The following is a 26,432-nucleotide window of genomic DNA, read 5'->3' on the forward strand; positions in this document are numbered from 1 at the left end:
TCAGAGCAGCGTTTCCAGCGGCTCGATGAGTCGCGGCTCGTCGTTGGTCGCACGATTCACATCGCTCGATACGCGATGCCACACGAAGTGCGACGCCGGCACGCCGTCGGCTTTGACGAGCGCCGCGAGATCCTCGAGTGACGCGGCGGGATCGAGCCAGCGTCGCGCGACGGCGGGCGAGAATACGAGCGGCCGGCGGTCGTGCACATCGATCAGGCCTTCGTCCGCCGCAGCCGTCACGATGACGAAGCCCGCGCCGGGCGCCGCGGCATCTCCGTCGCGCATGATGCTGGTGAGCGCGGCGAGGTACATCGGCTCGCCGTCCGCGCGTTGAATGAAATACGGCTGCTTGAAGGGCTTCGCCGCCGGATCTGCCGGGCGCGGTTCGATGCGCCATTCGAACCAGCCATCGGCGGGCACGAGAATGCGCGCCTTCTTCCACAAGTGCTTGAAGTAGGCGCTCGTCGCCGCAGTCTCGACGCGCGCATTGATGGTCTGCGGCAACTTCTTCTGGATGGCCCACGGCGGGCAGTAGCCCCAATGAACCGCGCGGATCGTTTCGTCGGGATAGACGGCGAGCGGATGCGTGCCGGGCGACAGGTTATAGCCGGGACGCCTGTCGGCGGCGTCCACGAGCACGAACGGATTTTTCAGATGCAGGCGCTGCGCGTAATGCGTCGGTAGTCGGTACTGGCTGATTCGGCCGCACATGGCGTCCCTCCGCAAAGTCCAACACGGTTCCGTGCTTCCTGATTCGTTGCTGCGCTATATCTCGACGACCTTGTCCCACGCGAATTCGGGATTCTCCCATTCCTGGCGGCGCCGGCTGAAATAGCCGCGCGGATTGCACACGACCCGCGTGCCCTCGACGACGTAATCGAACGACGTATGTGTATGGCCGTGAATCCACAGCGATACCGGCGCACGCGCGAGCGACGGCAGGTGATTGACGAAGCCCGCCGACACGAGATCTTCCGCATAGCGCGGCGCGAGGCTCGCGCGCATCGGCGCGTGATGCGTGACGACGATGGTCTGTCCCATGAACGGTTTCGCGAGCTCACTTTCGAGCCACGCGCGGGCCTGTTCGTGCAACGCGAGCGAGTCGTCGGGCGCGAACTCGCGGTGCTCGCCGTCCGGCTCGGGCCACGCGAGCTGGATCAGGCCTTTGTAGTCGAGCATGACCTTCGTGCACGCCTCCTTGGCGTTTTCGATGTCCGCGTCGCCGGACCCGAACAGCGCGAAGTCCGTCCAGAGCGTCGTGCCGAGCACGCGCCACGCGCCACGCCGATCCACCAGCGACGCGTTGTTCAGATAGTGCACGTTGTCGACGCTGCGCGCGGCGTCCTGCATCGCCGCTTCCATCGCGCCGAACTCTGCGTCGTAATACTCGTGATTGCCGGGCACGTAGATGATAGGGACATCGGAACCGAAATTTTCCGCGGCCCAGCGCAAACCTTCGGCGTGGTTGTGTATGTCGCCCGCCAGCACGACGAGATCGGCCTCGGCGTAGGGAATCGCCAGCGGCTCGTCGCATTCGAGATGCAGGTCCGACAGCACGCGAATCTTCATGCGATGTTCTCCTTCGCAAGCGCCGCGCTCCAGCGCACGACCTTGCCGGGATTCATCAGGTTGTCCGGATCGAGCGCGGCCTTGATCGTCTGCATGAGGCGCACTTCGACCGGCGACTTGTAGTGCATCGCTTCATCCACTTTCAACTGACCGAGGCCGTGTTCGGCGCTGATGCTGCCGCGATGCCTGTGCACCTGGTCATACACGAGCGCGTTGATCGGCGTCTGGAATTCGTCGAGAAACCGTTTCGCATCGACGCCTTCGGGCGCCTGCACGTTGTAGTGCAGATTGCCGTCGCCGAGATGGCCGAACGTCACCATGCGCACGCCGGGCACCGTGTCCGCGATGATCGCATCGGTTTCGTCGATGAAGCGGCCGATGCTCGAAATGGGCACGGCGATGTCATGCTTGATGTTCAGACCTTCCTCCGCCTGCGCAAGCGGAATATGCTCGCGCAAACTCCAGAACGCCTGCGACTGCGCGAGACTTTCCGCGACGACGGCGTTTTCCACGATGCCTTTTTCTAGCGCGTCTTCCATCAGCCGTTCGAACAACGTGCGCGCGTGCGTGTCGCTTTCGCTGTCGGAGAGTTCGAGCAGTACGGTCTGTCCGTGCGGCTCGTCGAACGGATAGCGCAATTGCGGGAAATGTTTGCCGACGAGGCGCATCGAGAAGTCGGACATCAGCTCGAAGCCGGTCAGGAGCGCGCCCGCGTGATGCTGCGCGAGCGAGAGGAAATCGAGCGCGGCGTGCGGCGACGCGAGCCCGGCCAGCGCCGTGACCTTCGCGACCGGCGCGGGATGCAGCTTCATGACCGCAGCCGTGATGATGCCGAGCGTGCCTTCCGCGCCGATGTAGAGATCGCGCAGATCGTAGCCGGTGTTGTCCTTGCGCAGCCCGCGCAGGCCGTCCCAGATTTCGCCCTGCGGCGTCACCACTTCGAGTCCGAGGCACAGCTCGCGCGTGTTGCCGTAACGCAGCACGCCGGTGCCGCCCGCGTTCGTCGATAGATTGCCGCCGATCGTGCAACTGCCTTCGGCGGCGAGACTCAACGGAAAGAGCCGCTGCGCACTGGCGGCGCGCGCCTGGATCTCGGCGAGCACGACGCCCGCTTCGACGGTCATCGTATTGTTGTGCGGATCGACGCCGCGAATGCGATTGAGCCGCTTCAGGCTGATGACCGCCTGCACGCCGCTCGTATCGGGCGTCGCACCGCCGACGAGGCCGGTGTTGCCGCCCTGCGGCACGATCGCGATGCGATGCTCGCGTGCGAGCCGCACGACTGCCGCGACCTGCGCCGTATCGGCGGGCAGCAGCACGGCGCATGCGTTGCCGCGATAGCGCTTGCGCCAGTCGACGAGATAGGGCTCGGTATCGTGGGCGCCGGTCAGGACATGCGGCGCGCCGAGAACGTCGGCGCAGGCGGCGATGAAAGCTTCGGTTGCGGTCATGGGCAGATCAACAAAATTTCGATGGAGCGTAGTGCACAGTATCGCGCAGGCAGGCGGCGCGCGATCCTCGTCCGAATGGCATAGGCCTGCGCGCCGGATGGCGTTTCGTGCTACAAAGCATCACGTCTGCACGACGCATGCATCGAAAAAGCGGGTTATTCAGCTTTTTTTCGAACGTGCGTCCAGCCGGGCGGCACGTTTGAACGGCGCGACATACGCGAGCGCGCAGACGAAAAACGCGAGCGCGAGGAGCGCTTCGAGCCAGGCGAGCGAAGCGGAAAGGCCCGCATCCGTCATGCCCCGCACGACGCCTTCGGCCAGATAGAGAAGCACGAGCATCGACGCCCATTGCAGCGTATAGACGTTCCTGCGAGCGACGCCCGGCAGCGCGCACGCCAGCGGCAGCGCCTTCAACGCGAGCGCCCATGCGCCGGGCCGCAGCGGCGCCAGCCAGAGCTCCCAGACGAGCGTGAGCACGATCAGTGCGGCGAGGCTCGCAAGCGCGGCCAGCGCGAACGCGGCGTTCGATCGTGCGTTGGCGGCGGCGGGCGCGTTCATCGGCCGGCTCATGCCGAACGTGCGCCGCGCACGAGATTGAGCGCGGTGCGCGCGAGCCGGGCCCCGAGCGCGATGGCGAGCGCCTTCTCGTCGGCGGAAATGCCGTGGCGCTGGTTTTCGTCGCCGCCCGCGCGCGCGTGGTGCGACGCGCCGTAGGGCGTGCCGCCGCTTTGCGTCGTGGTGAGCCGCGACTCGGTGTACGGGATCCCGACGATCATCATGCCGTGATGCAGGAGCGGCAGCATCATCGAGAGCAGGGTGCTTTCCTGGCCGCCGTGCAGACTGCCGGTCGACGTGAAAACGCTGGCGGGCTTGCCCGACAGTGCGCCGGAAAGCCATTGCGGCGTCGTGCCGTCGAGGAAGTATTTGAGCGGCGCGGCCATGTTGCCGAAGCGCGTGGGCGAGCCAAGCGCGAGACCCGCGCATTCTTCGAGATCGCGCAACTCGGCGTAAGGCGGGCCGTCGGCGGGAATGTCGGGGTGAGTGGCTTCGCAGACGGTAGAGACCGGCGGCACCGTGCGCACGCGCGCTTGCATGCCGGGCACGCTGTCGACGCCCTGGGCGATCGCAAGCGCAAGCTCGCGGGTCGCGCCGTGGCGGCTGTAGTAGAGCACGAGGATGTCGTTCATAAGGCTTTTTTAGTGAACGGCTATTATAGGTATTGGGTGATTTTCGTGGCGAGACGCGGCGTGGAGCGTGCGGGCCGCCACGACGGGAGAATGCGTTTGCAGCACGTTTCCATCGATCTCGCGGCGGTCAAGCGCCTCGCCAGTTTTGTCGCGCGACGCATCGGAGAAGATCGCGTCGCGCAAGTGGCGGGCAGCCTCACGTTCACGAGCGTGCTGTCGATCGTGCCGCTCGCCACCGTCGCCTTCGCGCTCTTTACTGCGTTCCCGATCTTCGGCTCATTTCAGGCATCGTTGCAGGATTTCCTCGCGGTGCACCTGATGCCGCCGCAGATCAACGACCAGATCTTCAAGTATCTGAACCAGTTCGCGTCGAAGGCAAAGGGGCTCACGACCGTCGGCATGATCATTCTGTTCGTGACTTCCGTCATGACGATGATGACGGTCGAGTCTGCGTTCAACGTGATCTGGCGCGTGAAGAAGGCGCGTCCGTTCGCGCAGCGCGTGCTCGTCTACTGGTCGATCATCACGCTCGGGCCGATTCTCTTCGGCTGCAGCCTGTCCATCTCCTCCTACGTGTTCGCGCATTCGGTCGCGTTCGCGGGCTCGCACAACCTGATGCCACCGATCGTCGAATGGGCGCTGACGGGCGTGTCGCTGCCGCTCACGGCGCTCGCCTTCACGATCATTTACGTCTACATGCCGAACTGCAAGGTCGAGTGGCGCGATGCGATCGTTGGCGGATTGATCGCGGCGGTCGCGTTCGAGCTCGGCAAGCGCGGCTTCGGCTATTACGTGCGGCGCATTCCGACCTATACCGCCGTCTACGGCGCGTTCGCCGCGCTGCCGGTCTTCCTGTTGTGGGTCTATCTGTGCTGGATGTTCGCGCTCGTCGGCGCGATGGTCACGTCCGCATTGCCCGCCATTCGCACAGGCCAGTACCATCGGCGCGATTTTCCAGGCAGCGATCTGCTCGATGCGCTCGAAATCCTCGCGCGGCTCGTCGAGGCACGCGACGAAGGCAAACCCGGCCACACCGCATTGCAGCTTTCCAGCATGGCCCGCTGCGATCTCGATACGTCGACCCGCCTGATCGCGCGGCTCGATGCGCTCGGCTGGATCGGCCGGCTGGAGGATTCGCGCACGCCGCGTTATGTGCTGATCGCCAATCCGAGCCAGATCACGGTGACGATGCTCTTCGAGCAGTTCGTGATCGACCGCGCCGAGCTGGAATATCAACTGAAGCTCGACGCGGCGCAGGTCGGTTGCGCCGCGCTCATGAGCGCGCTGGAAAATGACAAGCTGGAGATCACGCTCGGTTCGCTGATCGCGGCGCGCGTGTCGGCGCTGACGAGCGCGCGCCCACGCGAGACGCCGCGCTCGTCGATGCCGGGGCAGCCCGCGTGAGCGCGTGCCGGGCGTCGATCAAAGCGAGATCTTGCCGACGCAGATGTCCTTGAACATCACCCAGTCGCCCATCAGGCTGTAGACCGGATGGCGAAACGTAGCAGGGCGGTTCTTTTCGAAAAAGAAATGGCCGATCCACGCGAAACCGTAGCCGCACACGACGGCTGCGGGCAGCCAGAGCCAGTCGCCGGTCGCGATCGTCATCGCGACGCAGCCGATCACGCCTAGCGAGCCGATGAAATGCAGCCTGCGCGAAACCAGATTTCGGTGTTCGTCGAGATAAAAGGGATAAAACTCGGCGAAGTTCGCGAAATGTTCACCGTGTGCGGTGTGCGCCATGACGGCCTCCCTGATGATGCATGCCGGTGTCGTTCGGGCGATGCGCGCCTGTCTGACGATTCACCAGCAAGAACCATTCTGCGACTGCGATGCGCGCCATGCAAGCGGCTGCGGCGAGCCTGAGCGGTCCGCCGCACGTCTGGAATCAGCCGGACGTCGTTTCCGCCTTGGCGGAGGCGAGCGCGAATGCGAACAAGGTGTCCAGCGTCGCGTCGGGCTGCTCGGACATCAGCGCGTGTCCGGCGTCCAGTTCCACCGATTGCACTGTCGCGCCGCCTTTGCGCAGCGCATCGACGAGCGCCCGGGCGGCTCGCGGCGGCGTCATCATGTCACGCTTGCCGCTCACGATGCACACCGGGCAGCGCACGGCGGCCGCCCGTTCGAGCGCATCCGCGTAGGTATTGCAGGCGCTGAAATCGGTATGAAAAAGGAGCGCTTCGCCGCGCAGGCTCACGCGTTCCATGAGCCGCTGATTCACGCCCTGCAACCAGAAACCCGGCGCGGGGCTCGACGGCTTCGCGGCGATCGTCGAATGCGACCACTGATTGACCATCGCGATGGCTTCGGGCTCGTGCTCGCGGGCGGCGTCGAGCAGCGTGTCGGAGACGGCCATCGGCGCGGCGGTCGCGAGCAGGGCGAGGCCCGTCGTGCGATCGGGATAGCGGCCCGCGACGTCGAGCGCGATCAGCGAACCCATGCTGTGGCCGACGAAGATCGCCTTTTGCACGTTCGCCGCGTCGAGCACGGCGATCACCCAGTCGGCGAGTTCGTCGATCGTGGGCAGAGCGGGGCCGTCGCTTCGTCCGTGACTCGGTAGATCGAGCGCCAGCACGCCGAAGCCGTGATGCGCGAAATAGCGCGTCTGCAACGCCCATACGCTGTGATCGTGCTCGGCGCCATGAATGAACACGATGGCGGGCCGGGCTGCGTTGAGCGGCTTGCCGCCGGTGTAGACGTAGGCGGCGCGGCCGTGGACATCGAGGATCATGCGCGGCTCCCGAGCGGCGCGGCCGAGCCGGCGTCCTGGCCGCTTTCGGCGGCTTTCTGCGCGGCCTTCAGCCCGCGTTTGAGATCGTCGATGAGATCGTCCGGGTCTTCGAGTCCGATCGAAAGACGGATGCGCCCCGGCCCGATGCCCGCGGCTTCGAGCGCGGCGGCATCCATGCGGAAGTGCGTCGTGGAGGCGGGATGGATCACGAGCGAGCGCGCATCGCCGACGTTCGCGAGATGCGAGAACAGCGTGAGCGTTTCGATGAACTTGCGCGCAGCCGGCACGCCGCCCTTGAGATCGAAGCTGAACACCGCGCCCGCGCCGCGTGGCAGCAGCCGTCCGGCGAGCGCGTGATCGCGATGCGTCGGCAGTTCGGGATAGGCCACGCTTTCTACCGTCGACGAACTCAGCAGGAACTCGATCACCTTGCGCGTGTTCGCGACATGCCGATCCATGCGCAGCGGCAAGGTTTCGATGCCTTGAAGCAGTTGCCAGGCCGCTTGCGGATGCAGGCACGCGCCGAAATCGCGCAAGCCTTCGCGCCGGGCGCGCAACAGGAACGGTGCGACCGTGCTCTCTTCGGCGAACACCATGCCGTGAAAGCCGTCGTAGGGTTCGGTGAACTCCGGGAAGCGCCCGCTCGCGGTGAAATCGAAGGTGCCGCCATCGACGAGCACGCCCCCGATCGTCGTCCCGTGGCCGCCGAGAAACTTGGTGGCGGAGTGATAGACGAGGTCCGCGCCATGCTCGAACGGGCGCAGCAGATAGGGCGTCGTGAACGTGGAATCGACGAGCAGCGGCACCGCGTGCTCGTGCGCGATTTCCGCGACGCCCGCGATATCGAGCACGTCTAGGCCCGGATTGCCGAGCGTTTCGCCGAAGAAGAGCCGCGTGTTCGGCCGTGCGGCCGCGCGCCACGCGTCGAGATCGTGCGGCGGCACGAAGGTCGTCTCGATGCCGAAGCGCCGCAGCGTGTGATGCAGCAGGTTGTGCGAGCCGCCGTAGAGCGCGCTCGACGCGACGATATGCGAGCCCGCGCCCATCAGCGTCGCGATGGCGAGATGCAGCGCGGCCTGGCCGCTCGCCGTGCCGATCGCACCGACGCCGCCTTCGAGCGCCGCCACGCGTTCCTCGAAGACCGCGACGGTCGGATTCGAGATGCGCGAGTACACGTGCCCCGAGCGCTCCATGTTGAAGAGCGCGGCGGCGTGATCGCTGTCGCGGAAGGTGAACGATGTGGTCTGATAAATCGGCGTCGCGCGCGCGCCCGTGGCGGGATCGGGCGCGGCGCCCGCGTGCAGCGCGAGCGTGTCGAAGCGGTTGGCTGGCATCATAGGCGGCCGGCGCGCGAGGCGGCGCCGGCATGCGGCGAAAAATGAGGGTCAATCATCCTAACATCGGATGCACGCGCCCAAACCTAGGGCGAACGCTTGTCAAAAAAACGCGCAAAGCCTTGTCCGTTCGGCTGATGCGGGCCATGTTCGCTTTCCTTTTGCGGGCCTTTCCGATAGCATCGACCTATGGTTTCATCACCGTTTGGGCATCTGAACAGGCATTTCGCGAGGAGACAGTCATGCGAGTCAGCGACATTCTGAAAGTGAAGGGCAACACGCTCTTTACCGTGACACCCGATACGCCGCTCTCCGACGCGATCGACACGATGGCCGCGCACGATATCGGCTCGCTCGTCGTCATGGAGTACGGCGATCTGGTCGGCATGCTGACCTTCCGCGAGATCATCCTGACCTTGCACAACAACAGCGGCTCGGTCGGCGCTACGACCATCCGCAAGATCATGGACGACCATCCGCTCACGTGCACGCCGGAAACGGACGTGAACGAGGTGCGCCGCATGATGCTCGAACATCACGTGCGCTATCTGCCGGTCATGGAAAAGCGTCAGCTGATGGGCGTCATCTCGTTCTACGACGTGGCCAAGGCCGTCGTGGAAGAGCAGGGCTTCGAGAATCGCATGTTGAAGGCGTATATCCGCGACTGGCCCGAGCAGCAGGAAGAAGCCCGCTGAGCGTCGCCGAGCGTCGATACCATGCGGCGAGGCGTCGCGCTTCGCGGCACGGTGTATCAGCCGATGCTTCGCGCAGAATTCAGCATATGCAGCGCGCCCCTCATGGCGCGCTTTTTTTTGGTCTCCTGAGGGCGAAGCCAGCCTTCGGCCCGCTTTTCGTTTCATTCGGATTCGATCGCCGTACGCACGGGATCAACACCGAACCTAACCTGTACGCAAGACATGAGTGACAAACCGATGCGCGACTCGTCGCGCACTTCCCGACGTTCGCATGCCGAAGGCGAAGGCCAGTTCAGCCTTCTGCGCGAGCGCCGCTTCGCGCCGTTCTTCTGGACGCAGTTCCTCGGCGCGATGAACGACAACATCTTCAAGGTCGGCTTCACGTCGCTCGTGACGTTCCAGGCCGCGCGCTTTTCCGGCGTCGATCCGAAGACGGCCGCGTTTCTGATTTCCGCGATCTTCATCGTGCCGTTCGTGCTGTTCTCGGCCACCTCCGGGCAGATCGCCGACAAGTACGACAAGGCCGTGCTCGCGCGTCTCGTGAAGAGCTTCGAGATCGTCGTGATGCTGATCGGCGGCGCGGGCTTCCTGTTGCACAGCGCGCCGCTTCTCTATGCGTGCACGTTTCTGATGGGCGTGCATTCCACCGTGTTCGGGCCAGTGAAGTACGCGTATCTGCCGCAGCATCTCGATTCGCACGAGCTCGTCGGCGGCAACGGGCTTGTCGAGATGGGCACGTTCGTCGCGATCCTGATCGGCACGATCATCGGCGGCGCGGCGGCGGGCGCGACGGAGCATGGCGCGATGCTGCTCGCCGTCGCGTGCATCGCGTTCGCGATCATCGGGCGTGTCGCGTCGGCGTTCGTTCCGAAGTCGGACGCGTCGCAGCCGGATCTGCGCATCAACTGGAATCCGTTCTCCGAGACGTGGCGCAACCTCAAGCTCGCGAAATCCGATCGCACCGTGTTTCTGAGCCTGCTCGGGATTTCGTGGCTCTGGTTCGTCGGGGCGACCTTTCTCACGTCGTTCTTCAATTTCGCGAAGGACGTGCTGTCCGCGGATCCCGATGTCGTGACCATACTGCTCGCGACGTTCTCCATCGGCATCGGTACGGGGTCGCTCCTGTGCGAGCGGCTTTCGAAGCGCCGCGTCGAGATCGGGCTCGTGCCGCTGGGCTCGATCGGCATCAGCGTGTTCGCGATCGATCTTTTCTTCGCGAGCCATCGCATCGCGCCCGCGGGGCATTTGCTCAACGTCGGCGAATTCCTGCTGGCGCTGCCGCACTGGCGCATTCTCGCGGACCTGTTCCTGCTCGCGATGTTCGGCGGCTTCTACAGCGTGCCGCTCTATGCGCTGATTCAGGCGCGCAGTCAGCCCACTCACCGGGCGCGCATCATCGCGGCGAACAACATCCTCAATTCGTTCTTCATGATCGTCTCCGCGCTGATGGCGCTCGCGCTGACGTCGTTCGGCGTCGGCATTCCGGGGCTTTTTCTGACCACGGCGCTGCTCAATGTCGTCGTCGCGGTCTATATCTATTCGCTCGTGCCGGAGTTTCTGCTGCGCTTTATCGCGTGGATTCTGGTGCACACGTTCTATCGCATTCGTCTCGTCGGCGCGGAGCGTATTCCGTCGCATGGCGCGGCCGTGCTCGTGTGCAATCACGTGAGTTTCGTCGATGCGGTCGTCATCATGGCCGAAAGCCCGCGGCCAATCCGCTTCGTGATGGATCACCGCATCTTCCGCACGCCGTTCGTCGGCTGGATGTTCCGTCATGTGAAGGCGATTCCGGTCGCGCCCGCGCACGAGAACGCCGACATGCTCGAACGCGCCTACGCGGCGTGCGGGCAGGCGCTGAAAGACGGCGACCTCGTCTGCATCTTTCCCGAAGGCAAGCTCACGCGCACGGGCGAGATCAATCCGTTCAGGCATGGCATCGCGGAGATTCTGCGACGCCATCCGGCGCCCGTCGTGCCGATGGCGCTGCGCGGGCTCTGGGGCAGCGTGTTCTCGCGCCACGAAGACGCACAATGGCCACGCCCGATCCAGCGCGGTGCGATGACGCGGCTGACGCTCGCGGTCGGCGAGCCGATCGCGCCGGAAGACGCGACGCCGCAGCATCTGCAGGAAGTCGTGAGCGCGCTGCGAGGCGCCAGGCGCTGAGCGCGACGGCTGGCATAATATCGGTTTCCCCGACACTTTTTTTCAGGTCGACGCTCATGTCCGGCAATACCCTTGGCACGCTCTTCACCGTCACGAATTTCGGCGAGTCGCACGGTCCGGCGATCGGCTGCGTGATCGACGGCTGCCCGCCCGGCATGGCGCTCACGGAAGCCGATATCCAGATCGAACTCGATCGCCGCCGCCCTGGCACGTCGCGTCACGTCACGCAACGGCAGGAGGCGGATCAGGTCGAGATTCTCTCCGGCGTGTTCGAAGGCGTGACGACCGGCACGCCCATCGCGCTCCTGATCCGCAATACCGATCAGCGCAGCAAGGACTACGGCAACATCGCGCAGACGTTCCGGCCGGGTCATGCGGACTACACCTATTGGCAGAAGTACGGCGTGCGCGACTATCGCGGCGGCGGCCGTTCATCGGCGCGTCTGACTGCGCCGACCGTCGCCGCGGGCGCGGTTGCGAAGAAGTGGCTGCGCGAGAAGTTCGGTCTGGAGACGCGCGGCTGCATGAGCGCGCTGGGTGAAATCGAGATTCCGTTCGTCGACTGGCAGCATGTGCCGGAGAACCCGTTCTTCTCGCCGAATGCCGAGATCGTGCCGCAGCTCGAAGCGTACATGGACGGACTGCGCCGCGATGGCGATTCCGTCGGCGCGCGCATCGAAATCGTTGCGTCCGGCGTGCCCGTCGGTCTCGGCGAGCCGCTGTACGACCGGCTGGATGCGGACATCGCCCACGCGATGATGGGCCTCAATGCAGTGAAGGCGGTCGAGATCGGCGCGGGCTTTGCGAGTGTCGCGCAACGCGGTTCGCAGCACGGCGACGAGATGACGCCCGAAGGCTTCGCGGCCAACAACGCGGGCGGCATTCTCGGTGGCATTTCGAGCGGGCAGGACATCCGTGTGTCGATCGCGATCAAGCCGACGTCGAGCATTCGCACGCCGCGTCAGTCGATCGACAAGCAGGGCGCGAGCGCGACCGTCGAGACCTTCGGCCGTCACGATCCGTGCGTCGGCATTCGCGCCACGCCGATCGCCGAAGCGCTGCTCGCGCTCGTGCTGATGGATCACGCGCTGCGTCATCGCGCACAGTGTGGCGACGTCGTCGTCGAAACGCCGAGAATCGCTGCGCAAATGCCTTCGAAATAAAAAACGGGCGCCGGTTTGAAACCCGGCGCCCGTTTTTCTTTCAGCGGCCAACAATCACATGTTCGGATAGTTCGGCCCGCCGCCGCCTTCCGGCGTGACCCACACGATGTTCTGCGTCGGGTCCTTGATGTCGCAGGTCTTGCAGTGCACGCAGTTCTGCGCGTTGATCTGCAGGCGCTCGCTGCCGTCGTCGGACTTGACGAACTCGTACACCGCGGCCGGGCAGTAACGGCCTTCCGGACCGGCATAGGTGCGCAGGTTCACGTTGACCGGCACGCTCGAATCTTTCAGCGTCAGATGCGCGGGCTGGTTCTCTTCGTGATTCGTGTTCGAGATGAACACCGACGAGAGCCGATCGAACGTGAGCTTGCCATCGGGTTTCGGATAGACGATGGGCTTGCACTGCGACGCCGGCTTCAGCATCTCGTGATCCCAGTGCTGATGATGCAGCGTCCACGGCACGTTGCCGCCCATCACTTTCTGCTCCAGACCGACCATGAAGGTGCCCAGATACAGGCCCTTGCTCATCCACTGCTTGAAGTTGCGCGCGCGATGCAACTCGGTCTTGAGCCAGGACGTGTCGAACGCTTCGGGGTAAGCGGTGAGTTCGTCGTTCTGACGGCCCGCCTGCACGGCTTCGAACGCGGCTTCCGCGGCCATCTTGCCCGACTTGATCGCCGCGTGACTGCCCTTGATGCGCGATGCGTTGAGGAATCCCGCGTCGTCGCCGGCGAGCGCGCCGCCGGGGAACGCGAGCTTCGGCAACGACATCAGGCCGCCAGCGGTGATCGCCCGCGCGCCGTAGGAGATGCGCTTGCCGCCTTCGAGGAACGGGCGGATCGACGGATGCGTCTTGTAGCGCTGAAATTCCTCGAACGGCGACAGATACGGATTCGAATATCCGAGCCCGACGACGAAGCCCACCATGACCTGATTGTTATCCATGTGGTACAGGAACGATCCGCCGTAGGTGTCGGGATCGAGCGGCCAGCCCGCGGTGTGGATCACGAGTCCCGGCTTGTGCTTGACCGGATCGATTTCCCACAGCTCCTTGATGCCGATGCCGTACACCTGCGGATCGGAATTCTGGTTGAGCTTGAACTTTTCCATGAGCTGACGGCCGAGATGCCCGCGCGCGCCTTCGCAGAAAAGCGTGTATTTCGCATGCAATTCCATGCCGAGCTGGAAATTCTCGGTCGGCTGGCCGTCCTTGCCGACGCCCATGTTGCCCGTGACGACGCCCCGCACGGAACCGTCCTCGGCGTAGAGCACTTCGGCGGCCGGGAAGCCGGGGAAAATTTCGACGCCGAGCGCTTCCGCCTGCTGGCCGAGCCAGCGCGTGACGTTGGCGAGCGAAATGACGTAGTTGCCGTGATTCTTGAAGTTGTCGGGGAGCAGCCAGTTCGGCACCTGCTTCGCGTCGTTCTGCGTCAGGAAGAGGAACCGGTCCTCCGTGACTTCGACGTCGAGCGGCGCGCCTCTTTCCTTCCAGTCGGGAATGAGTTCGGACAGGCCGCGCGGGTCCATCACCGCGCCGGACAGGATGTGCGCGCCGATCTCGGAGCCTTTCTCCAGCACGCACACGCCGATTTCGACGCCTTTTTCCTCCGCCAGTTGCTTCAACCGGATGGCCGCCGACAAACCGGCCGGCCCGCCGCCGACGATGACGACGTCGTATTCCATCGATTCGCGGGGACCGTATTGCTCGATGAGGCTCGCCGGGGTCATCAATGCTCCTATGTACCGTTAGAATGCCCTTTCGGGATCGCGTATTTTCAGGGAAGGTGAGGCGGGCTGCAACCAAAGCTCGCCAATTTAGCACGATCGTACTATTATTGAGACACCCGCGCTATTGGTGTTGACGCTAACAGCCTGCATTGGCGCATCTTGCGCGTCCGCCGAGGCTGAGCCAACCAAAATAAGGAAGCACAATGGGCCGTTCGATCAACCTGGAAGGCAAGGTCGCGCTGATCACCGGCGCGTCAAGTGGTTTGGGCAAGCGTTTCGCGCAAGTGCTGTCGCAGGCGGGCGCCAAGGTGGTGCTCGCGAGCCGCCGCACGGAGCGCCTGAAGGAACTGCGCGCTGAAATCGAGGCGTCGGGCGGCGCGGCGCATGTCGTCTCGCTCGACGTGACCGACTATCAAAGCGTGAAATCGGCGGTTGCGCATGCCGAGACGGAAGCCGGTACCATCGACATCCTGGTCAATAACTCGGGCGTGTCGACGACGCAAAAGCTGACCGACGTCTCGCCCGCGGATTTCGAGTTCGTGTTCGGCACGAACGTGCGCGGCGCGTTTTTTGTCGCGCAGGAAGTCGCGAAGCGCATGATCATGCGCGGCAACGGCGCGGCCAAGCCGGCGTATCGCATCATCAACGTGGCGTCCGTGGCCGGCTTGCGCGTGTTTCCGCAGATCGGCCTCTACGCGATGAGCAAGGCCGCCGTCGTGCAGATGACGAAAGCGATGGCGCTCGAATGGGGCCGCCACGGCATCAACGTGAACGCGATCTGTCCGGGTTATATCGACACTGAAATCAATCACCATCACTGGAAGACCGAGCAGGGGCAGAAGCTCATTTCGATGCTGCCGCGCCGCCGCCTGGGCACGCCGAACGATCTCGACGGTCTCTTGCTGCTGCTCGCGGCGGACGAATCGCAGTTCATGAACGGCTCGGTGATCTCGGCGGACGATGGCTTTTCGCTCTGAACATCGCCCTTATTCTGATAGCAGGCAATGACCACGCATAACGATTTTCATACTGTATTCGAACTGTCCATGCCGATCCGCTGGGGCGACATGGACGCCTTCGGCCACGTCAACAACACCGTCTATTTCCGCTATATGGAGCAGGCGCGCATATCGTGGTTCGAAGAGATCGGCATCGCGGGCGGCAACGGCGAAGGGCACGGGCCCGTGATCGTGAACGCGTCGATGGAGTTTCTGAAGCAGCTTCACTATCCCGGCGACGTGATCGGGCGGATGTTCGTCGGCAAGCCCGGACGCAGCAGCTTCGACACGCGCTTCGAGCTCTTTCGCGCCGATGCGCCCGGCGTGCTCCACGCGCGCGGCGCGGCGAAGGTCGTGTGGATCGACTATGCCGCGGGCAAGTCGGTGCCGATTCCGGATTACCTGCGGCGGACCATCGAAACGAGTTCGCCCGTCGCACTCTGATCGTGCATGTCAGGTGCCGAGCAATCGCTGTAGCAGCTCGGTGGCATTGCCCGTGTCGTACTTCCTCATGAGCCGCGCACGGTAGATGTCGACCGTGCGCGGGCTGATATCGAGCACGCGGCCGATCTGCTTGCTCGTCTTGCCCGTCACGAGCTGCGCGGCGATTTCCCGTTCGCGCGGCGTCAGTTCGATCGCGACCCGCCGCGTCGCGCTCAAATCTTCGAATGTCCAGACGCCCGCCGCATGCGGCGCGGCCCGATCGAGCGCGCGTCCGGTCACGTGGCACCAGAACAGTTCGCCGTTGCTGCGCTTCATGATCCGGTCGTCGCTGTAAGTGCCTTCCTTGCTGATATGCGCGGCGATGCGCTCGCCGATGCGCGCGAATTCGTCCGGCGATGGATACAGCACCTCGAACGACTTGCCGATGAGCGCGTCGCTCATATAGCCGAAGATCGCGCAGACCTGCTCGTTGCAGTCCTCGATGATGCGCTCGCGCGAAAGCACGAGCCCGACGGGCGCGAGATGAAACGCGGTTTGATAATCCAGTGCACGCATGTGAAATCGGGCGCGCGTGCGCTTGCGTTTCGCGGCGAAAAGGCGCCGGGAACCAAACGTGCGCGGGCAAAGACTTATGTATTTTTGCGTATTGTGCCGGATCGCCGGCTCAAAGTACTCTTTCGCCATGCCAAAAAGGCCGCGCGACGCGCTAAACACAGCGCGGGCCGGCATCAAAAAGCCGATTTTCAGTTGGTTTCAACATGGAAGGGACAATCAGATGAACAAGGTCTATCCCAGCGCGAAGGATGCGCTCGCGGACATCGTCAAGGACGGGCAGACGTTTGCCGTCGGCGGTTTCGGGCTGTGCGGCATTCCCGAGGCGCTCATCGCCGCGCTGCGCGACACGGGCGTGAAGGGCATCACCTGCATCAGCAATAACGCTGGCGTCGATGGCTTCGGCCTCGGCCTGCTTCTGGAAACGCGCCAGATCAAGAAGATGATTTCGTCGTACGTCGGCGAAAACAAGGAGTTCGAGCGGCAATATCTCGCCGGCGAACTCGAACTCGAATTCACGCCGCAAGGCACGCTCGCCGAGAAGCTGCGCGCGGGCGGCGCGGGCATCCCGGCGTTCTTCACGAACACCGGTTTCGGCACCGTGATCGCCGACGGCAAGGAAACGCGCCAGTTCGGCGAGAACCACTACGTGCTCGAACATTCGCTCACGGCCGATGTCTCGCTCGTGAAAGCCTGGAAGGCCGACAAATCCGGCAACCTGATCTATCGCCGAACGGCGCGCAACTTCAACCCGAATTGCGCGATGGCCGGCAAGATCACCGTCGTCGAAGTGGAAGAGATCGTCGAGACGGGCGAACTCGATCCGGACATGATTCATACGCCCGGCATCTTCGTGCAACGCATCGTCCTGAATGCGCATCCGGAAAAGCGCATCGAACAACGCATCGTCCGCGCGAAAGGAGAGTAATCATGGCATGGACTCGAGACCAGATGGCCGCACGCGCGGCGCAGGAACTGCAGGACGGCTTCTACGTGAACCTCGGCATCGGCCTGCCAACGCTCGTCGCCAATCATGTGCCGGACGGCATGGAAGTGTGGCTGCAATCGGAAAACGGCTTGCTGGGCATCGGCCCGTCGCCGTATAAAGACGAAGTCGACGCCGACCTCATCAATGCAGGCAAGCAGACGGTGACGACGCTGCCGGGCTCGTCGATCTTTTCGTCGGCGGATTCGTTCGCGATGATCCGCGGCGGCCACATCAACCTGGCGATCCTCGGCGCGATGCAGATCAGCAAGAAGGGCGATCTGGCCAACTGGATGATCCCCGGCAAGATGATCAAGGGCATGGGCGGCGCGATGGACCTCGTCGCCGGCGTGAAGCGCGTCGTCGTGCTGATGGAGCACGTTGCGAAGGGCGATCAGCACAAGATTCTCGAAGAGTGCTCGCTGCCGCTGACGGGCGTGGGCGTCGTGAATCGCATCATCACGGATCTCGGCGTGATCGATGTCACGGACAATGGACTGAAGGTCGTCGAACTGGCGGACGGTGTGACCGCCGAGGAAATCCAGAAGAAGACGGGCGCGCCGCTCGATGTCACGAGCGTGAAGTAACGCTGACGTGACGCAACGCCGCTTGCGCGGCGTGAGCGCGGCTCGGAAACCATCGCGGGCGGGCGAAGCTTTTGAAGCTTCGCCCGCTTTGTTTTTTGCGCGATCGGCCTCATCTTCGGTGCGCGCGGGCGGGTCGTCCGTTTGGCCAGCGCGCGCTCGATCGGGCGTGATGCGCTTTACAATCGTTTCGACACTTGCCACGAGGAAAACTCTCCATGACCGCATCCATCGTCGTCGAAGCAGTGCATTCCGATTTGAGCGATCCGCGTCAGCGCTTCGTGCAATGCGCGAGCCCGGCGGGTCTGCATCGCATGGCCTATACGGAGTGGGGCGATCCGGCGAATCCGCGCGTGCTGCTGTGCGTGCACGGACTGACGCGTTCGGGCCGCGACTTCGACAAGCTCGCGCAGGCGTTCGCGCACGACTATCGCGTCGTGTGTCCGGACGTGGTCGGGCGCGGCCTGTCCGACTGGCTCGCCGACTCGCGCTACTACGGCGTGCCGCAATATGTCGCCGACATGGTCACGCTGATCGCGCGCCTGAACGTGGAGACGGTGGACTGGTTCGGCACGTCGATGGGCGGGCTCATCGGCATGGCGCTCGGCGGGCTGCGTAATACGCCGATCCGCAAGATGCTGCTCAACGATGTTGGGCCGCATATCGAGCCGATCGCGCTACAGCGCATCGGCGACTATCTCGGCAAGCCGGCGAGCTTCGCGTCGCTCGACGAAGGCGTGCGGCATGCGGCGGCGCTGGCGTCGTCGTTCGGGCCGCTGACCGATGCGCAATGGACGGACATCAATACGCCGCTGCTGCATGAGCGCGACGGCGCGTGGGGCTTTCGCTACGACCCGGGCATCGCGACGCCGTTCACGTCGGCGACCGAAGAGCAGAACGCGGCCGGCGAGGCATATCTGTGGAACGCGCTTGCGTCGATCAGGACGCCCGTGCTCGTCGTGCGCGGCGAGACTTCGGATTTGCTCTCGCGCGAGACGGTCGCGCAAATGGTCGAAAAAGGTCAGGCCGTGACGAGCGCCGAGATTCCGGGCGCGGGACATGCGCCGGCATTTCTTGTGGAAGATCAAATCGCTGTCGCCAGGGGGTTCTTTCTCGGGAATGGCGGCAGCGGGGCATAATATTGGGCTGAGCGTACGCTTGTGCCGGTTTTTCACCATTCATCGATCAGGAACACACAATGGCAGTCATTCGTCATCACGTCGGCCCGCGCCTCTCCGAAACGGCCATCCACAACGGCACGGTCTATCTCGCCGGCCAGATCGCCGAAGACACGGACCAGGACATCACCGGTCAGACGCGCGAAGTGCTCGGCCACATCGACCGCTTGCTCGAAGAAGCGAACAGCGACAAGTCGCATCTGCTGACGGTGCAGATCTATATCTCGGACATGATTCACTTCCCGGGCATGAACGCCGTGTGGGACTCGTGGGTCGCGGAAGGCAACACGCCGCCGCGCGCGACGGTCGAGTCGAAGCTCGCCAATCCGGCGTGCCTCGTCGAAATCGTCGTGATCGCCGCGCAACGCGACTGATTCGTCACATCGCCTGAAGCAGTGGCATTACCCGCATGACTTCGACCGCCGCCCCCGCCGAAACGCTGCCCGAGCCGTCCATCGACGACGCGCTCGCGTTCGTGCGCGAGCACGCGAAGGATGCGCGCGTCTCGACCGGCGAACTGCTCGCGGATCACGCGGCGGGCACCGCGCGCATCATGCAGACGCTCAACGTCGATTCGCACGCGATCGCCGCGGCGGCGCTGTTCGTGCTGGCGCCGCATCTCGACGATCCGGAGAAGGTCATCACCGAGCGCTTCGGCCCGGAAGTGCAGCGGCTCGTCGGCGACGTGCGCAAGCTCCTGCGGCTCGGCTCGCTCAGCTCGCGCGCGACGCTCGCGCAACTGCCCGAGAACACGCGCGATGCGCAGGCCGCGCGTCGCGCGCAGGTCGAGTCGCTGCGCAAGATGCTGCTCGCTTTCGCGCAGGACATACGCGTCGTGTTGATCAGGCTCGCGTCGCGCGTGCAGACCTTGCGCTATCACGCCGCGCACAAGACCGATCCTTCGCCGGACGTGCCGCGCGAGACGCTCGAAATCTACGCGCCGCTCGCCAATCGTCTGGGCATCTGGCAACTGAAGTGGGAACTGGAGGACTTGTCGTTCCGCTTCGAAGATCCCGTCACGTACAAGCGCATCGCGAAACTGCTCGACGAGCGGCGCGTAGAGCGCGAGAGCTATGTGACCGAAGCGATCGCGCGCCTGCAAAAAGAGCTCGACACCGCGCACATCAAGGCGGAAGTGAGCGGTCGGCCGAAGCATATCTACAGCATCTGGAAGAAGATGCGCGGCAAGCATCTCGACTTCGCCGAACTGAACGACGTGCGCGCGTTTCGCGTGATCGTCGGCGACATCAAGGACTGCTACACCGTGCTCGGCATCGTGCACAACCTGTGGCAACCGGTGCCGCGCGAATTCGACGACTACATCTCGCGTCCCAAGCCCAACGGCTACAAGTCGCTGCATACGGTCGTGATCGGCGATGACGGGCGCGCGTTCGAAGTGCAGATCCGCACGCAGGAAATGCATCAGTTCGCCGAATACGGCGTGGCCGCGCACTGGCGTTACAAGGAAGCGGGCGCGCGCGGCTATGCGGGGCAAGTGACGGCGAGCGAGAAATACGACGAGAAGATCGCATGGCTGCGTCAGCTTCTCGCGTGGAAGGATGACGTCGAAGGCGAGGGTCAGGGCGAGCAGCGGGGCTGGCAGCATCTGCGCGACGCCACGCTCGACGACGATCATATCTACGTGCTGACGCCGCAGGCGCGCGTGATCGCGTTGCCGCAAGGCGCGACCGCCGTCGATTTCGCGTATCACCTGCATAGCGAACTGGGGCATCGCTGCCGCGGCGCGCGCGTCGACGGCGCGATGGTGCCGCTCAACACGCCGCTGCAGAACGGGCAGACGGTCGAGATCGTCGCGGTCAAGGAAGGCGGGCCGTCGCGCGACTGGCTCAATCCTCAGCTCGGTTATCTGCATAGCGCGCGGGCGCGGCAGAAGGTGCGCTCGTGGTTCCTCGCGGCCGACGCGGCCGAGCACATCGCGGCGGGGCGGGCGATCGTCGAAAAGACTTTGCAGCGCGAAGGAAAGACGTCGGTGAGCCTGGAGCAGCTCGCGACGAAGCTCGGCTTCAAGACGCCCGAGGATCTTTACGCGGTCGTCGCCAAGGAAGAGTTCAGCCTGCGCAACATCGAGCAGGCGCTTTCCGACGCGCCGCCGCCCGAGCCCGAGCCGGAAGCGCCGGAGCAGTTCGAGAAGCGCAGCAGCGGGCAAAGCGTCGCGCACGGCGCGTCGACAGGCGTGCTCGTCGTCGGCGTGGATGCGTTGCTCACGCAACTCGCGCGCTGCTGCCGTCCGGCGCCGCCCGATTCGATCGCGGGCTTCATCACGCGCGGCAAGGGCATGTCGGTTCACCGCACCGATTGCGCGACGTTCAAGCGCATGGCTCAGCGCTCGCCCGAGCGCGTCCTGCACACGACCTGGTCCGCCGATGTGATGAACGGGCGCGGATCGTCGGTGTATCCGGTGGATCTTTCGGTGGAATCGGCGGACCGGCAAGGGTTGCTGCGCGATATCTCCGAAGTGTTCGCGCGCGAGAAGATCAACGTGATCGGCGTGAAGAGCCAGAGCCGCAGGAATATCGCTTATATGCAGTTCACGGTGGAAGTGTCGAGCGCGGCGCAGATTCAGCGCGCCTGCACGCTGCTCGATGAAGTGCAGGGTGTGATTCGCGCGTCACGTCGCGCGTAATAGGCAGGTGTTGAACGGATCGGCGAATATTTTCGACTTTTCTGAAGATAAGCACTTGCCAAAATCCGAAACGCTCCATATAATCTCACTTCTTTCAGGCTCGTAGCTCAGCTGGTTAGAGCACCACCTTGACATGGTGGGGGTCGTTGGTTCGAGTCCAATCGAGCCTACCAACGAAAACGAAACTCGGCGGACCCTGGTTCGCGGAATTTCAAACCGCAAGAAGCGCTCAGCGCAAAAGGCGAAAAGAAATGGCACGTCGAACGTTGACCGAAACAAATTCGGAGCGACGCTAGTCGAGGACCTATTTCGCCTTCTGCCAAATTGTTTCGCGGTATGTGTGAAAAGTGAATGCGGCCCCTCGATAGCGGGGCCGCATTTTTTTTGCCTTGCGATTTTTGAAGTGAATCGCGTGGCAATGCTTAAATCGAAATCGCTCGGCATGCGCCGGCGTCTTGGAGAACGATATGGTTTCGGTACGTTTGCCTGATGGGTCGGTCCGACAATACGACCACCCGGTGACCGTCGCGGAAGTCGCGGCATCGATCGGCGCGGGCCTTGCCAAGGCGGCGCTCGCCGGCAAGCTCAACGGCGAACTCGTCGATACCTCGTTTCTGATCGACAAGGATTCGTCGCTTGCCATCGTCACTGACAAGGATCCGGAAGGCGTCGATGTCGTGCGCCATTCCACCGCGCATTTGCTCGCTTATGCGGTGAAGGATCTGTTCCCCGAAGCGCAAGTGACCATCGGTCCGGTCATCGACAACGGCTTCTATTACGACTTCTCGTACAACCGTCCCTTCACGCCCGAAGATCTCGAGAAGATCGAAAAGCGCATGCAGGAACTGGCGAAGAAGGACGAGCCGGTGTCGCGTCGCGTCGTCTCGCGCAACGAGGCGGTGGAGTACTTCAAGAGCATCGGCGAAAACTACAAGGCCGAGATCATCCAGTCCATTCCGGAAAGCGATGAGATTCGCCTTTACGGGCATGGCAACTTCATCGACCTGTGCCGTGGCCCGCACGTGCCGTCCACCGGCAAGCTGAAGGTCTTCAAGCTGATGAAGGTCGCGGGCGCGTATTGGCGCGGCGATTCGAAGAACGAGCAGTTGCAGCGTATCTACGGCACCGCGTGGACCAAAAAGGAAGATCAGGACGCTTATCTTCACATGCTCGAAGAAGCCGAGAAGCGCGATCACCGCAAGCTCGGCAAGCAACTCGACCTGTTCCATCTGCAGGACGAAGCGCCGGGCATGGTGTTCTGGCATCCGAAGGGCTGGTCGCTGTGGCAGCAGGTCGAGCAGTACATGCGCCGCCGCGTGAACGATGCCGGTTACCTCGAGATCAAGACCCCGATGGTGATGGACCGTTCGCTCTGGGAAGCGTCGGGCCATTGGCAAAACTATCGTGAAAACATGTTCACGACCGAGTCGGAAAAGCGTGACTACGCGATCAAGCCGATGAACTGCCCGGGTCACGTTCAGGTGTTCAACCACGGCCTGCGTTCGTATCGCGATCTGCCGCTGCGTTACGCGGAATTCGGCTCGTGCCATCGCAACGAGCCGTCGGGCGCGCTGCATGGGCTGATGCGCGTGCGCGGCTTCGTCCAGGACGATGCGCACATCTTCTGTACCGAAAATCAGTTCATCGCGGAATCGATTGCGTTCAACACGCTCGCGATGAGCGTGTACAAGGATTTCGGGTTCGATCACATCGACATCAAGCTGTCGCTGCGCCCCGAGCAGCGCGCGGGCACCGATGAAATCTGGGATCGCGCGGAGCAGGGCTTGCGCGAGGCGCTGACCGCTTGCGGTCTGCAGTGGGAAGAACTCGCTGGCGAAGGCGCGTTTTACGGTCCGAAGATCGAGTACCACATCAAGGACGCGCTCGGCCGCTCGTGGCAATGCGGCACGCTTCAGCTCGACATGGTGCTGCCGGAGCGTCTCGGCGCTGAATACGTCGCGGAAGACAACAGCCGTCGCCGTCCGGTGATGTTGCACCGGGCAATCGTCGGATCAATGGAGCGATTTCTCGGCATTCTGATCGAGCACCACGCGGGCGCAATGCCGCCGTGGCTCGCCCCGACCCAGGCGGTTGTGTTGAATATTGCCGAAAGTCAGGCTGAATATGCGGGTAATCTGGCCCAATCGTTGCAAAAACAAGGGCTTAGAGTAGAGTCCGATTTGCGCAACGAGAAGATTAGCTATAAAATACGCGAGCACACGCTGCAAAAGGTGCCGTATTTGCTGGTCGTCGGCGACAAAGAGCGTGATGCGCAAACCGTGGCCGTGCGTGCTCGTGGCGGTGTCGATCTGGGCGTGATGCCGGTCGACGCATTCCTCGAACGTCTGCAGCAGGAAGTGCGGGCGTTCAAGTAAGTCACTCGCAGCGCGGCTTGTTTTTTCATTTTTAGAGGAAACGTAACATCGCTACTGATAAGTCGTCACATCGCATCAACGGTGAAATTACCGCGCCGGAAGTGCGCTTGGTCGGAGTGGACAACGAGCCGCTCGGAATCGTGAAGCTGGCCGAAGCTTTCCGTCAATCGGAACAGCTCGACGTGGATCTCGTCGAAATCGCGCCGCAGGCGTCACCGCCTGTCTGCCGTTTGATGGACTACGGCAAGTTCAAGTATTCGGAAGCGAAGAAGCAACACGAAGCGAAGTTGAAGCAGAAGATCGTGCAGGTGAAGGAAGTCAAATTCCGCCCCGGCACGGACGACGGTGACTACAACGTCAAGCTGCGCAACCTTACGCGCTTCCTCGAAGACGGCGACAAGACGAAGATCACGTTGCGTTTCCGCGGCCGTGAAATGGCGCACCAGGAAATCGGCATGCGCATGCTCGAGCGACTGAAGTCCGATCTGGACGAATTCGGTCAGGTCGAACAGATGCCGAAGATGGAAGGGCGCCAGATGATCATGGTGCTTGCCCCGAAGAAAAAGGGTAAGTAAGCACGAGCGGTAGGACGATGGATCGCGCGCCGTCGCAAGGCGGCTGGTGCGGCATTGTCGGAAGTTTCAGGGTGTTGCCGCTTCGGCGGCGGCGCTCATGAAAGACAGCGGTTCTTCACTGAGCCGCTGGCACATAAGTGGAGCGTGGGTTTCGAAGGGCGGGAAGGGGTTCGCAGGCAGTATCGGCGAATCAGCCGCACACCCATGACCATCTAATAAACTGGAGTTGTTTCATGCCGAAGATGAAGACCAAGAAGAGTGCTGCAAAGCGCTTCGTGGTGCGTCCGGGCGGTACCGTCAAGCGCGGTCAGGCCTTCAAGCGCCACATTCTTACCAAGAAAACCACCAAGAACAAACGCCATTTGCGTGGCTCCACGGCTGTTCATGATTCCGATCTGAACTCCGTCCGCGCAATGCTGCCGTTCGCCTAACCTCAACTTAAACTCATAGGAGCGCAACATGCCTCGAGTAAAACGTGGGGTTACCGCACGGGCCCGTCACAAGAAGATCATCCGTCTGGCCAAGGGTTACCGCGGCCGTCGCAATAACGTCTATCGCATCGCCAAGCAGGCGGTCATGCGCGCAGGGCAGTACGCCTACCGCGATCGCCGCAACAAGAAGCGTGTGTTCCGCGCACTGTGGATCACGCGTATCAACGCGGCGGTGCGTCAGCACGACATGACCTACAGCGTGTTCATCAACGGCCTGAAGAAGGCGTCGATCGAACTCGACCGCAAGGTTCTGGCTGACATGGCTGTGTTCGACAAGGCTGCTTTTGCTGCGATCGTGAAGCAGGTGAAAGCCGCCGTTGCAGCCTAATTGCGAAATTAGTACTGCGTGGTTCGCCTCTTCGTCGCCGGGTTGTTGACGGCGGCGGGAAGGCAGAAAACGGGGCTCTCACCGAGCCCCGTTTTTGTTGGTCGGACGGTTTTGCACATCGCATGCGAGTCTGCAGGCGTGGATGAGCAAAACCGAACCTCAGTTTGAACTTCGACGTTAAAAGATGGGATCAATGGATCTGGACCAGATTGTCGCCGACGCTAAAAGCGCCTTTGAACACGCCACCGATACCACCACGCTCGAAAACGAGAAGGCCCGGTTTCTCGGCAAGTCCGGTGCGCTGACCGAATTGCTGAAGGGTTTGGGCAAGCTCGATCCGGAAGCGAAGAAGAGCGAAGGCGCGCGTATCAATCAGGCAAAGCAGCAGGTCGAAGCTGCGCTCAACGCGCGCCGTCAGGCGCTCGCGGACGCGTTGCTGAACCAGCGTCTCGCGGCGGAAGCCATCGACGTTACGCTGCCGGGGCGCGGTGCGGGCGCGGGCACGCTGCACCCGGTGATGCGCACGTGGGAACGCGTGGAGCAAGTGTTCCGCACGATCGGCTTCGACGTCGCCGACGGTCCCGAGATCGAAACCGACTGGTACAACTTCACCGCGCTGAACAGCCCGGAGAACCATCCGGCGCGCTCGATGCAGGACACGTTCTACGTCGACGCCAATGACGCCGATGGCCGGCCGCTCCTGCTTCGCACGCACACGAGCCCGATGCAGGTGCGCTACGCGCGCATGAACAAGCCGCCCATCAAAGTGATCGTGCCGGGCCGCACGTATCGGGTCGACAGCGACGCCACGCACTCGCCGATGTTCAATCAGGTCGAAGGCCTGTGGATCGAAGAGAACATCAGCTTCGCGGATCTGAAGGGCGTCTACAGCGACTTCCTGAAGAAGTTTTTCGAGCGCGACGACATTCTCGTGCGCTTCCGTCCGTCGTACTTTCCGTTCACGGAACCGTCCGCCGAAATCGACATGATGTTCGAGCATGGCAAGAACGCGGGCAAATGGCTGGAAATCTCCGGCTCGGGTCAGGTGCACCCGACCGTCATTCGCAACATGGGCCTCGATCCTGAGCGCTATATCGGTTTCGCGTTCGGCAGCGGGCTCGAGCGCCTGACGATGCTGCGCTACGGCGTGCAGGATCTGCGTCTGTTCTTCGAGAACGATTTGCGTTTCCTGCGCCAGTTCGCGTAAAGCGGCGGCCTTGCCTGCGACGTTCGGCGCGCGAAAGAGCAGCCGAACGA

At 63.2% G+C, this 26,432-nt stretch carries 26 protein-coding genes and 1 tRNA gene; 17 read left to right on the forward strand and 10 right to left on the reverse strand.

Annotation, left to right across the window (positions count from 1 at the left end; all coding sequences use genetic code 11):
• The 5 genes from PQR08_RS15695 to wrbA all read right to left on the reverse strand — a co-directional run bounded on the left by PQR08_RS15695 (position 1) and on the right by wrbA (position 4,207).
• Complete coding sequence (locus tag PQR08_RS15695) at positions 1-711, reverse strand: SOS response-associated peptidase (protein ID WP_250483462.1); 711 nt, start codon at positions 709-711, stop codon at positions 1-3.
• A gap of 54 nt (positions 712-765) precedes the next feature.
• Positions 766-1,569, reverse strand: a complete 804-nt coding sequence (locus tag PQR08_RS15700) for a metallophosphoesterase (RefSeq protein WP_250483463.1) — start codon at positions 1,567-1,569, stop codon at positions 766-768.
• Positions 1,566-3,020, reverse strand: coding sequence for an FAD-binding oxidoreductase (locus PQR08_RS15705; RefSeq protein WP_250483464.1), 1,455 nt, complete (start codon positions 3,018-3,020; stop codon positions 1,566-1,568). Before PQR08_RS15705 ends, PQR08_RS15700 begins: the two co-directional genes overlap by 4 nt.
• Before the next feature lie 159 nt (positions 3,021-3,179).
• On the reverse strand, positions 3,180-3,578 hold the full coding sequence (locus PQR08_RS15710) for a DUF2069 domain-containing protein (RefSeq protein ID WP_250483465.1): 399 nt from the start codon (positions 3,576-3,578) through the stop codon (positions 3,180-3,182).
• A gap of 8 nt (positions 3,579-3,586) precedes the next feature.
• A complete protein-coding gene (wrbA, locus tag PQR08_RS15715; protein ID WP_238210369.1) occupies positions 3,587-4,207 on the reverse strand; it encodes an NAD(P)H:quinone oxidoreductase in 621 nt (206 codons plus the stop codon).
• Between the two features lie 90 nt (positions 4,208-4,297).
• Between wrbA and PQR08_RS15720 the strand changes: the two genes are divergently transcribed.
• Positions 4,298-5,611 carry a YihY family inner membrane protein gene (locus PQR08_RS15720; RefSeq protein WP_408161751.1) on the forward strand — a complete coding sequence of 438 codons (1,314 nt, stop codon included), beginning with the start codon at positions 4,298-4,300 and terminating at the stop codon, positions 5,609-5,611.
• An 18-nt stretch (positions 5,612-5,629) separates the two neighbouring features.
• On the opposite strand, the gene PQR08_RS15725 is transcribed toward PQR08_RS15720, so the two are convergent.
• From PQR08_RS15725 to PQR08_RS15735, 3 genes are all read right to left on the reverse strand, one after another.
• On the reverse strand, positions 5,630-5,950 hold the full coding sequence (locus PQR08_RS15725; RefSeq protein WP_187604967.1) for an Mpo1-like protein: 321 nt from the start codon (positions 5,948-5,950) through the stop codon (positions 5,630-5,632).
• 145 nt (positions 5,951-6,095) lie between these two features.
• Positions 6,096-6,938, reverse strand: a complete 843-nt coding sequence (locus PQR08_RS15730; RefSeq protein ID WP_250483466.1) for an alpha/beta fold hydrolase — start codon at positions 6,936-6,938, stop codon at positions 6,096-6,098.
• Positions 6,935-8,272: an O-acetylhomoserine aminocarboxypropyltransferase gene (locus PQR08_RS15735; RefSeq protein WP_250483539.1), complete on the reverse strand. Its 1,338-nt coding sequence runs from the start codon at positions 8,270-8,272 to the stop codon at positions 6,935-6,937. Before PQR08_RS15735 ends, PQR08_RS15730 begins: the two co-directional genes overlap by 4 nt.
• Positions 8,273-8,514: 242 nt before the next feature.
• Between PQR08_RS15735 and PQR08_RS15740 the strand changes: the two genes are divergently transcribed.
• The 3 genes from PQR08_RS15740 to aroC all read left to right on the forward strand — a co-directional run bounded on the left by PQR08_RS15740 (position 8,515) and on the right by aroC (position 12,293).
• A complete protein-coding gene (locus tag PQR08_RS15740) occupies positions 8,515-8,967 on the forward strand; it encodes a CBS domain-containing protein (protein WP_035503407.1) in 453 nt (150 codons plus the stop codon).
• Between the two features lie 222 nt (positions 8,968-9,189).
• Positions 9,190-11,130, forward strand: coding sequence for an MFS transporter (locus tag PQR08_RS15745; protein WP_238287976.1), 1,941 nt, complete (start codon positions 9,190-9,192; stop codon positions 11,128-11,130).
• A gap of 56 nt (positions 11,131-11,186) precedes the next feature.
• Positions 11,187-12,293 (forward strand): chorismate synthase, encoded by a 1,107-nt coding sequence (gene aroC, locus PQR08_RS15750; RefSeq protein ID WP_250483468.1) that lies wholly within the window; start codon positions 11,187-11,189, stop codon positions 12,291-12,293.
• A 54-nt stretch (positions 12,294-12,347) separates the two neighbouring features.
• Here the strand turns inward: aroC and PQR08_RS15755 are convergent, their stop codons facing one another.
• Complete coding sequence (locus tag PQR08_RS15755) at positions 12,348-14,021, reverse strand: electron transfer flavoprotein-ubiquinone oxidoreductase (protein ID WP_250483469.1); 1,674 nt, start codon at positions 14,019-14,021, stop codon at positions 12,348-12,350.
• Positions 14,022-14,224: 203 nt separating this feature from the next.
• Between PQR08_RS15755 and PQR08_RS15760 the strand changes: the two genes are divergently transcribed.
• Positions 14,225-14,998 (forward strand): SDR family oxidoreductase, encoded by a 774-nt coding sequence (locus PQR08_RS15760; protein WP_035503417.1) that lies wholly within the window; start codon positions 14,225-14,227, stop codon positions 14,996-14,998.
• A gap of 27 nt (positions 14,999-15,025) precedes the next feature.
• Positions 15,026-15,463, forward strand: coding sequence for an acyl-CoA thioesterase (locus PQR08_RS15765; RefSeq protein WP_187604961.1), 438 nt, complete (start codon positions 15,026-15,028; stop codon positions 15,461-15,463).
• A gap of 9 nt (positions 15,464-15,472) precedes the next feature.
• On the opposite strand, the gene PQR08_RS15770 is transcribed toward PQR08_RS15765, so the two are convergent.
• Positions 15,473-16,018: a LuxR C-terminal-related transcriptional regulator gene (locus tag PQR08_RS15770; RefSeq protein WP_250483470.1), complete on the reverse strand. Its 546-nt coding sequence runs from the start codon at positions 16,016-16,018 to the stop codon at positions 15,473-15,475.
• A gap of 220 nt (positions 16,019-16,238) precedes the next feature.
• On the opposite strand from PQR08_RS15770, the gene PQR08_RS15775 reads away from it, so the two are divergent.
• From PQR08_RS15775 to pheS, 11 genes are all read left to right on the forward strand, one after another.
• A complete protein-coding gene (locus PQR08_RS15775; protein ID WP_035503422.1) occupies positions 16,239-16,943 on the forward strand; it encodes a CoA transferase subunit A in 705 nt (234 codons plus the stop codon).
• Positions 16,944-16,945: 2 nt separating this feature from the next.
• Positions 16,946-17,587 carry a CoA transferase subunit B gene (locus PQR08_RS15780; RefSeq protein WP_408161756.1) on the forward strand — a complete coding sequence of 214 codons (642 nt, stop codon included), beginning with the start codon at positions 16,946-16,948 and terminating at the stop codon, positions 17,585-17,587.
• Positions 17,588-17,802: 215 nt separating this feature from the next.
• Entirely contained in the window at positions 17,803-18,723 is a 921-nt protein-coding gene (locus tag PQR08_RS15785; protein WP_250483471.1) for an alpha/beta fold hydrolase, read from the forward strand.
• Positions 18,724-18,782: 59 nt separating this feature from the next.
• Complete coding sequence (locus PQR08_RS15790; RefSeq protein WP_035503429.1) at positions 18,783-19,136, forward strand: RidA family protein; 354 nt, start codon at positions 18,783-18,785, stop codon at positions 19,134-19,136.
• Between the two features lie 35 nt (positions 19,137-19,171).
• Positions 19,172-21,406, forward strand: coding sequence for a RelA/SpoT family protein (locus PQR08_RS15795; RefSeq protein WP_187604959.1), 2,235 nt, complete (start codon positions 19,172-19,174; stop codon positions 21,404-21,406).
• A 96-nt stretch (positions 21,407-21,502) separates the two neighbouring features.
• A tRNA-Val gene (locus PQR08_RS15800) sits at positions 21,503-21,579 on the forward strand.
• A 294-nt stretch (positions 21,580-21,873) separates the two neighbouring features.
• Positions 21,874-23,781 carry a threonine--tRNA ligase gene (gene thrS, locus PQR08_RS15805; protein ID WP_238287968.1) on the forward strand — a complete coding sequence of 636 codons (1,908 nt, stop codon included), beginning with the start codon at positions 21,874-21,876 and terminating at the stop codon, positions 23,779-23,781.
• 47 nt (positions 23,782-23,828) lie between these two features.
• Positions 23,829-24,356 (forward strand): translation initiation factor IF-3, encoded by a 528-nt coding sequence (infC, locus tag PQR08_RS15810; RefSeq protein ID WP_075583873.1) that lies wholly within the window; start codon positions 23,829-23,831, stop codon positions 24,354-24,356.
• 233 nt (positions 24,357-24,589) lie between these two features.
• Entirely contained in the window at positions 24,590-24,787 is a 198-nt protein-coding gene (rpmI, locus tag PQR08_RS15815) for a 50S ribosomal protein L35 (protein ID WP_006052501.1), read from the forward strand.
• Positions 24,788-24,815: 28 nt separating this feature from the next.
• Positions 24,816-25,175: a 50S ribosomal protein L20 gene (gene rplT / locus PQR08_RS15820; protein WP_008350196.1), complete on the forward strand. Its 360-nt coding sequence runs from the start codon at positions 24,816-24,818 to the stop codon at positions 25,173-25,175.
• Between the two features lie 193 nt (positions 25,176-25,368).
• Positions 25,369-26,382 (forward strand): phenylalanine--tRNA ligase subunit alpha, encoded by a 1,014-nt coding sequence (gene pheS / locus PQR08_RS15825; protein WP_187604957.1) that lies wholly within the window; start codon positions 25,369-25,371, stop codon positions 26,380-26,382.
• Positions 26,383-26,432: the final 50 nt, after the last annotated feature.

This window comes from Caballeronia jiangsuensis (assembly GCF_046030135.1).
Taxonomy (GTDB): domain Bacteria; phylum Pseudomonadota; class Gammaproteobacteria; order Burkholderiales; family Burkholderiaceae; genus Caballeronia; species Caballeronia jiangsuensis.

What these genes read in the sequence shown, in the direction of transcription:
- thrS (WP_238287968.1), top strand. Translation starts at nt 21,874, where the DNA reads ATGGTTTCGGTACGTTTGCCTGATGGGTCGGTCCGACAATACGACCAC.
- PQR08_RS15695 (WP_250483462.1), bottom strand. Translation starts at nt 711, where the DNA reads ATGTGCGGCCGAATCAGCCAGTACCGACTACCGACGCATTACGCGCAG.
- PQR08_RS15755 (WP_250483469.1), bottom strand. Translation starts at nt 14,021, where the DNA reads ATGACCCCGGCGAGCCTCATCGAGCAATACGGTCCCCGCGAATCGATG.
- PQR08_RS15705 (WP_250483464.1), bottom strand. Translation starts at nt 3,020, where the DNA reads ATGACCGCAACCGAAGCTTTCATCGCCGCCTGCGCCGACGTTCTCGGC.
- PQR08_RS15785 (WP_250483471.1), top strand. Translation starts at nt 17,803, where the DNA reads ATGACCGCATCCATCGTCGTCGAAGCAGTGCATTCCGATTTGAGCGAT.
- PQR08_RS15795 (WP_187604959.1), top strand. Translation starts at nt 19,172, where the DNA reads ATGACTTCGACCGCCGCCCCCGCCGAAACGCTGCCCGAGCCGTCCATC.
- PQR08_RS15730 (WP_250483466.1), bottom strand. Translation starts at nt 6,938, where the DNA reads ATGATCCTCGATGTCCACGGCCGCGCCGCCTACGTCTACACCGGCGGC.
- PQR08_RS15790 (WP_035503429.1), top strand. Translation starts at nt 18,783, where the DNA reads ATGGCAGTCATTCGTCATCACGTCGGCCCGCGCCTCTCCGAAACGGCC.
- PQR08_RS15725 (WP_187604967.1), bottom strand. Translation starts at nt 5,950, where the DNA reads ATGGCGCACACCGCACACGGTGAACATTTCGCGAACTTCGCCGAGTTT.
- PQR08_RS15710 (WP_250483465.1), bottom strand. Translation starts at nt 3,578, where the DNA reads ATGAACGCGCCCGCCGCCGCCAACGCACGATCGAACGCCGCGTTCGCG.
- pheS (WP_187604957.1), top strand. Translation starts at nt 25,369, where the DNA reads ATGGATCTGGACCAGATTGTCGCCGACGCTAAAAGCGCCTTTGAACAC.
- PQR08_RS15760 (WP_035503417.1), top strand. Translation starts at nt 14,225, where the DNA reads ATGGGCCGTTCGATCAACCTGGAAGGCAAGGTCGCGCTGATCACCGGC.
- wrbA (WP_238210369.1), bottom strand. Translation starts at nt 4,207, where the DNA reads ATGAACGACATCCTCGTGCTCTACTACAGCCGCCACGGCGCGACCCGC.
- PQR08_RS15720 (WP_408161751.1), top strand. Translation starts at nt 4,298, where the DNA reads ATGCGTTTGCAGCACGTTTCCATCGATCTCGCGGCGGTCAAGCGCCTC.
- rpmI (WP_006052501.1), top strand. Translation starts at nt 24,590, where the DNA reads ATGCCGAAGATGAAGACCAAGAAGAGTGCTGCAAAGCGCTTCGTGGTG.
- PQR08_RS15765 (WP_187604961.1), top strand. Translation starts at nt 15,026, where the DNA reads ATGACCACGCATAACGATTTTCATACTGTATTCGAACTGTCCATGCCG.
- PQR08_RS15700 (WP_250483463.1), bottom strand. Translation starts at nt 1,569, where the DNA reads ATGAAGATTCGCGTGCTGTCGGACCTGCATCTCGAATGCGACGAGCCG.
- PQR08_RS15740 (WP_035503407.1), top strand. Translation starts at nt 8,515, where the DNA reads ATGCGAGTCAGCGACATTCTGAAAGTGAAGGGCAACACGCTCTTTACC.
- PQR08_RS15745 (WP_238287976.1), top strand. Translation starts at nt 9,190, where the DNA reads ATGAGTGACAAACCGATGCGCGACTCGTCGCGCACTTCCCGACGTTCG.
- PQR08_RS15780 (WP_408161756.1), top strand. Translation starts at nt 16,946, where the DNA reads ATGGCATGGACTCGAGACCAGATGGCCGCACGCGCGGCGCAGGAACTG.
- PQR08_RS15770 (WP_250483470.1), bottom strand. Translation starts at nt 16,018, where the DNA reads ATGCGTGCACTGGATTATCAAACCGCGTTTCATCTCGCGCCCGTCGGG.
- PQR08_RS15735 (WP_250483539.1), bottom strand. Translation starts at nt 8,272, where the DNA reads ATGCCAGCCAACCGCTTCGACACGCTCGCGCTGCACGCGGGCGCCGCG.
- rplT (WP_008350196.1), top strand. Translation starts at nt 24,816, where the DNA reads ATGCCTCGAGTAAAACGTGGGGTTACCGCACGGGCCCGTCACAAGAAG.
- aroC (WP_250483468.1), top strand. Translation starts at nt 11,187, where the DNA reads ATGTCCGGCAATACCCTTGGCACGCTCTTCACCGTCACGAATTTCGGC.
- PQR08_RS15775 (WP_035503422.1), top strand. Translation starts at nt 16,239, where the DNA reads ATGAACAAGGTCTATCCCAGCGCGAAGGATGCGCTCGCGGACATCGTC.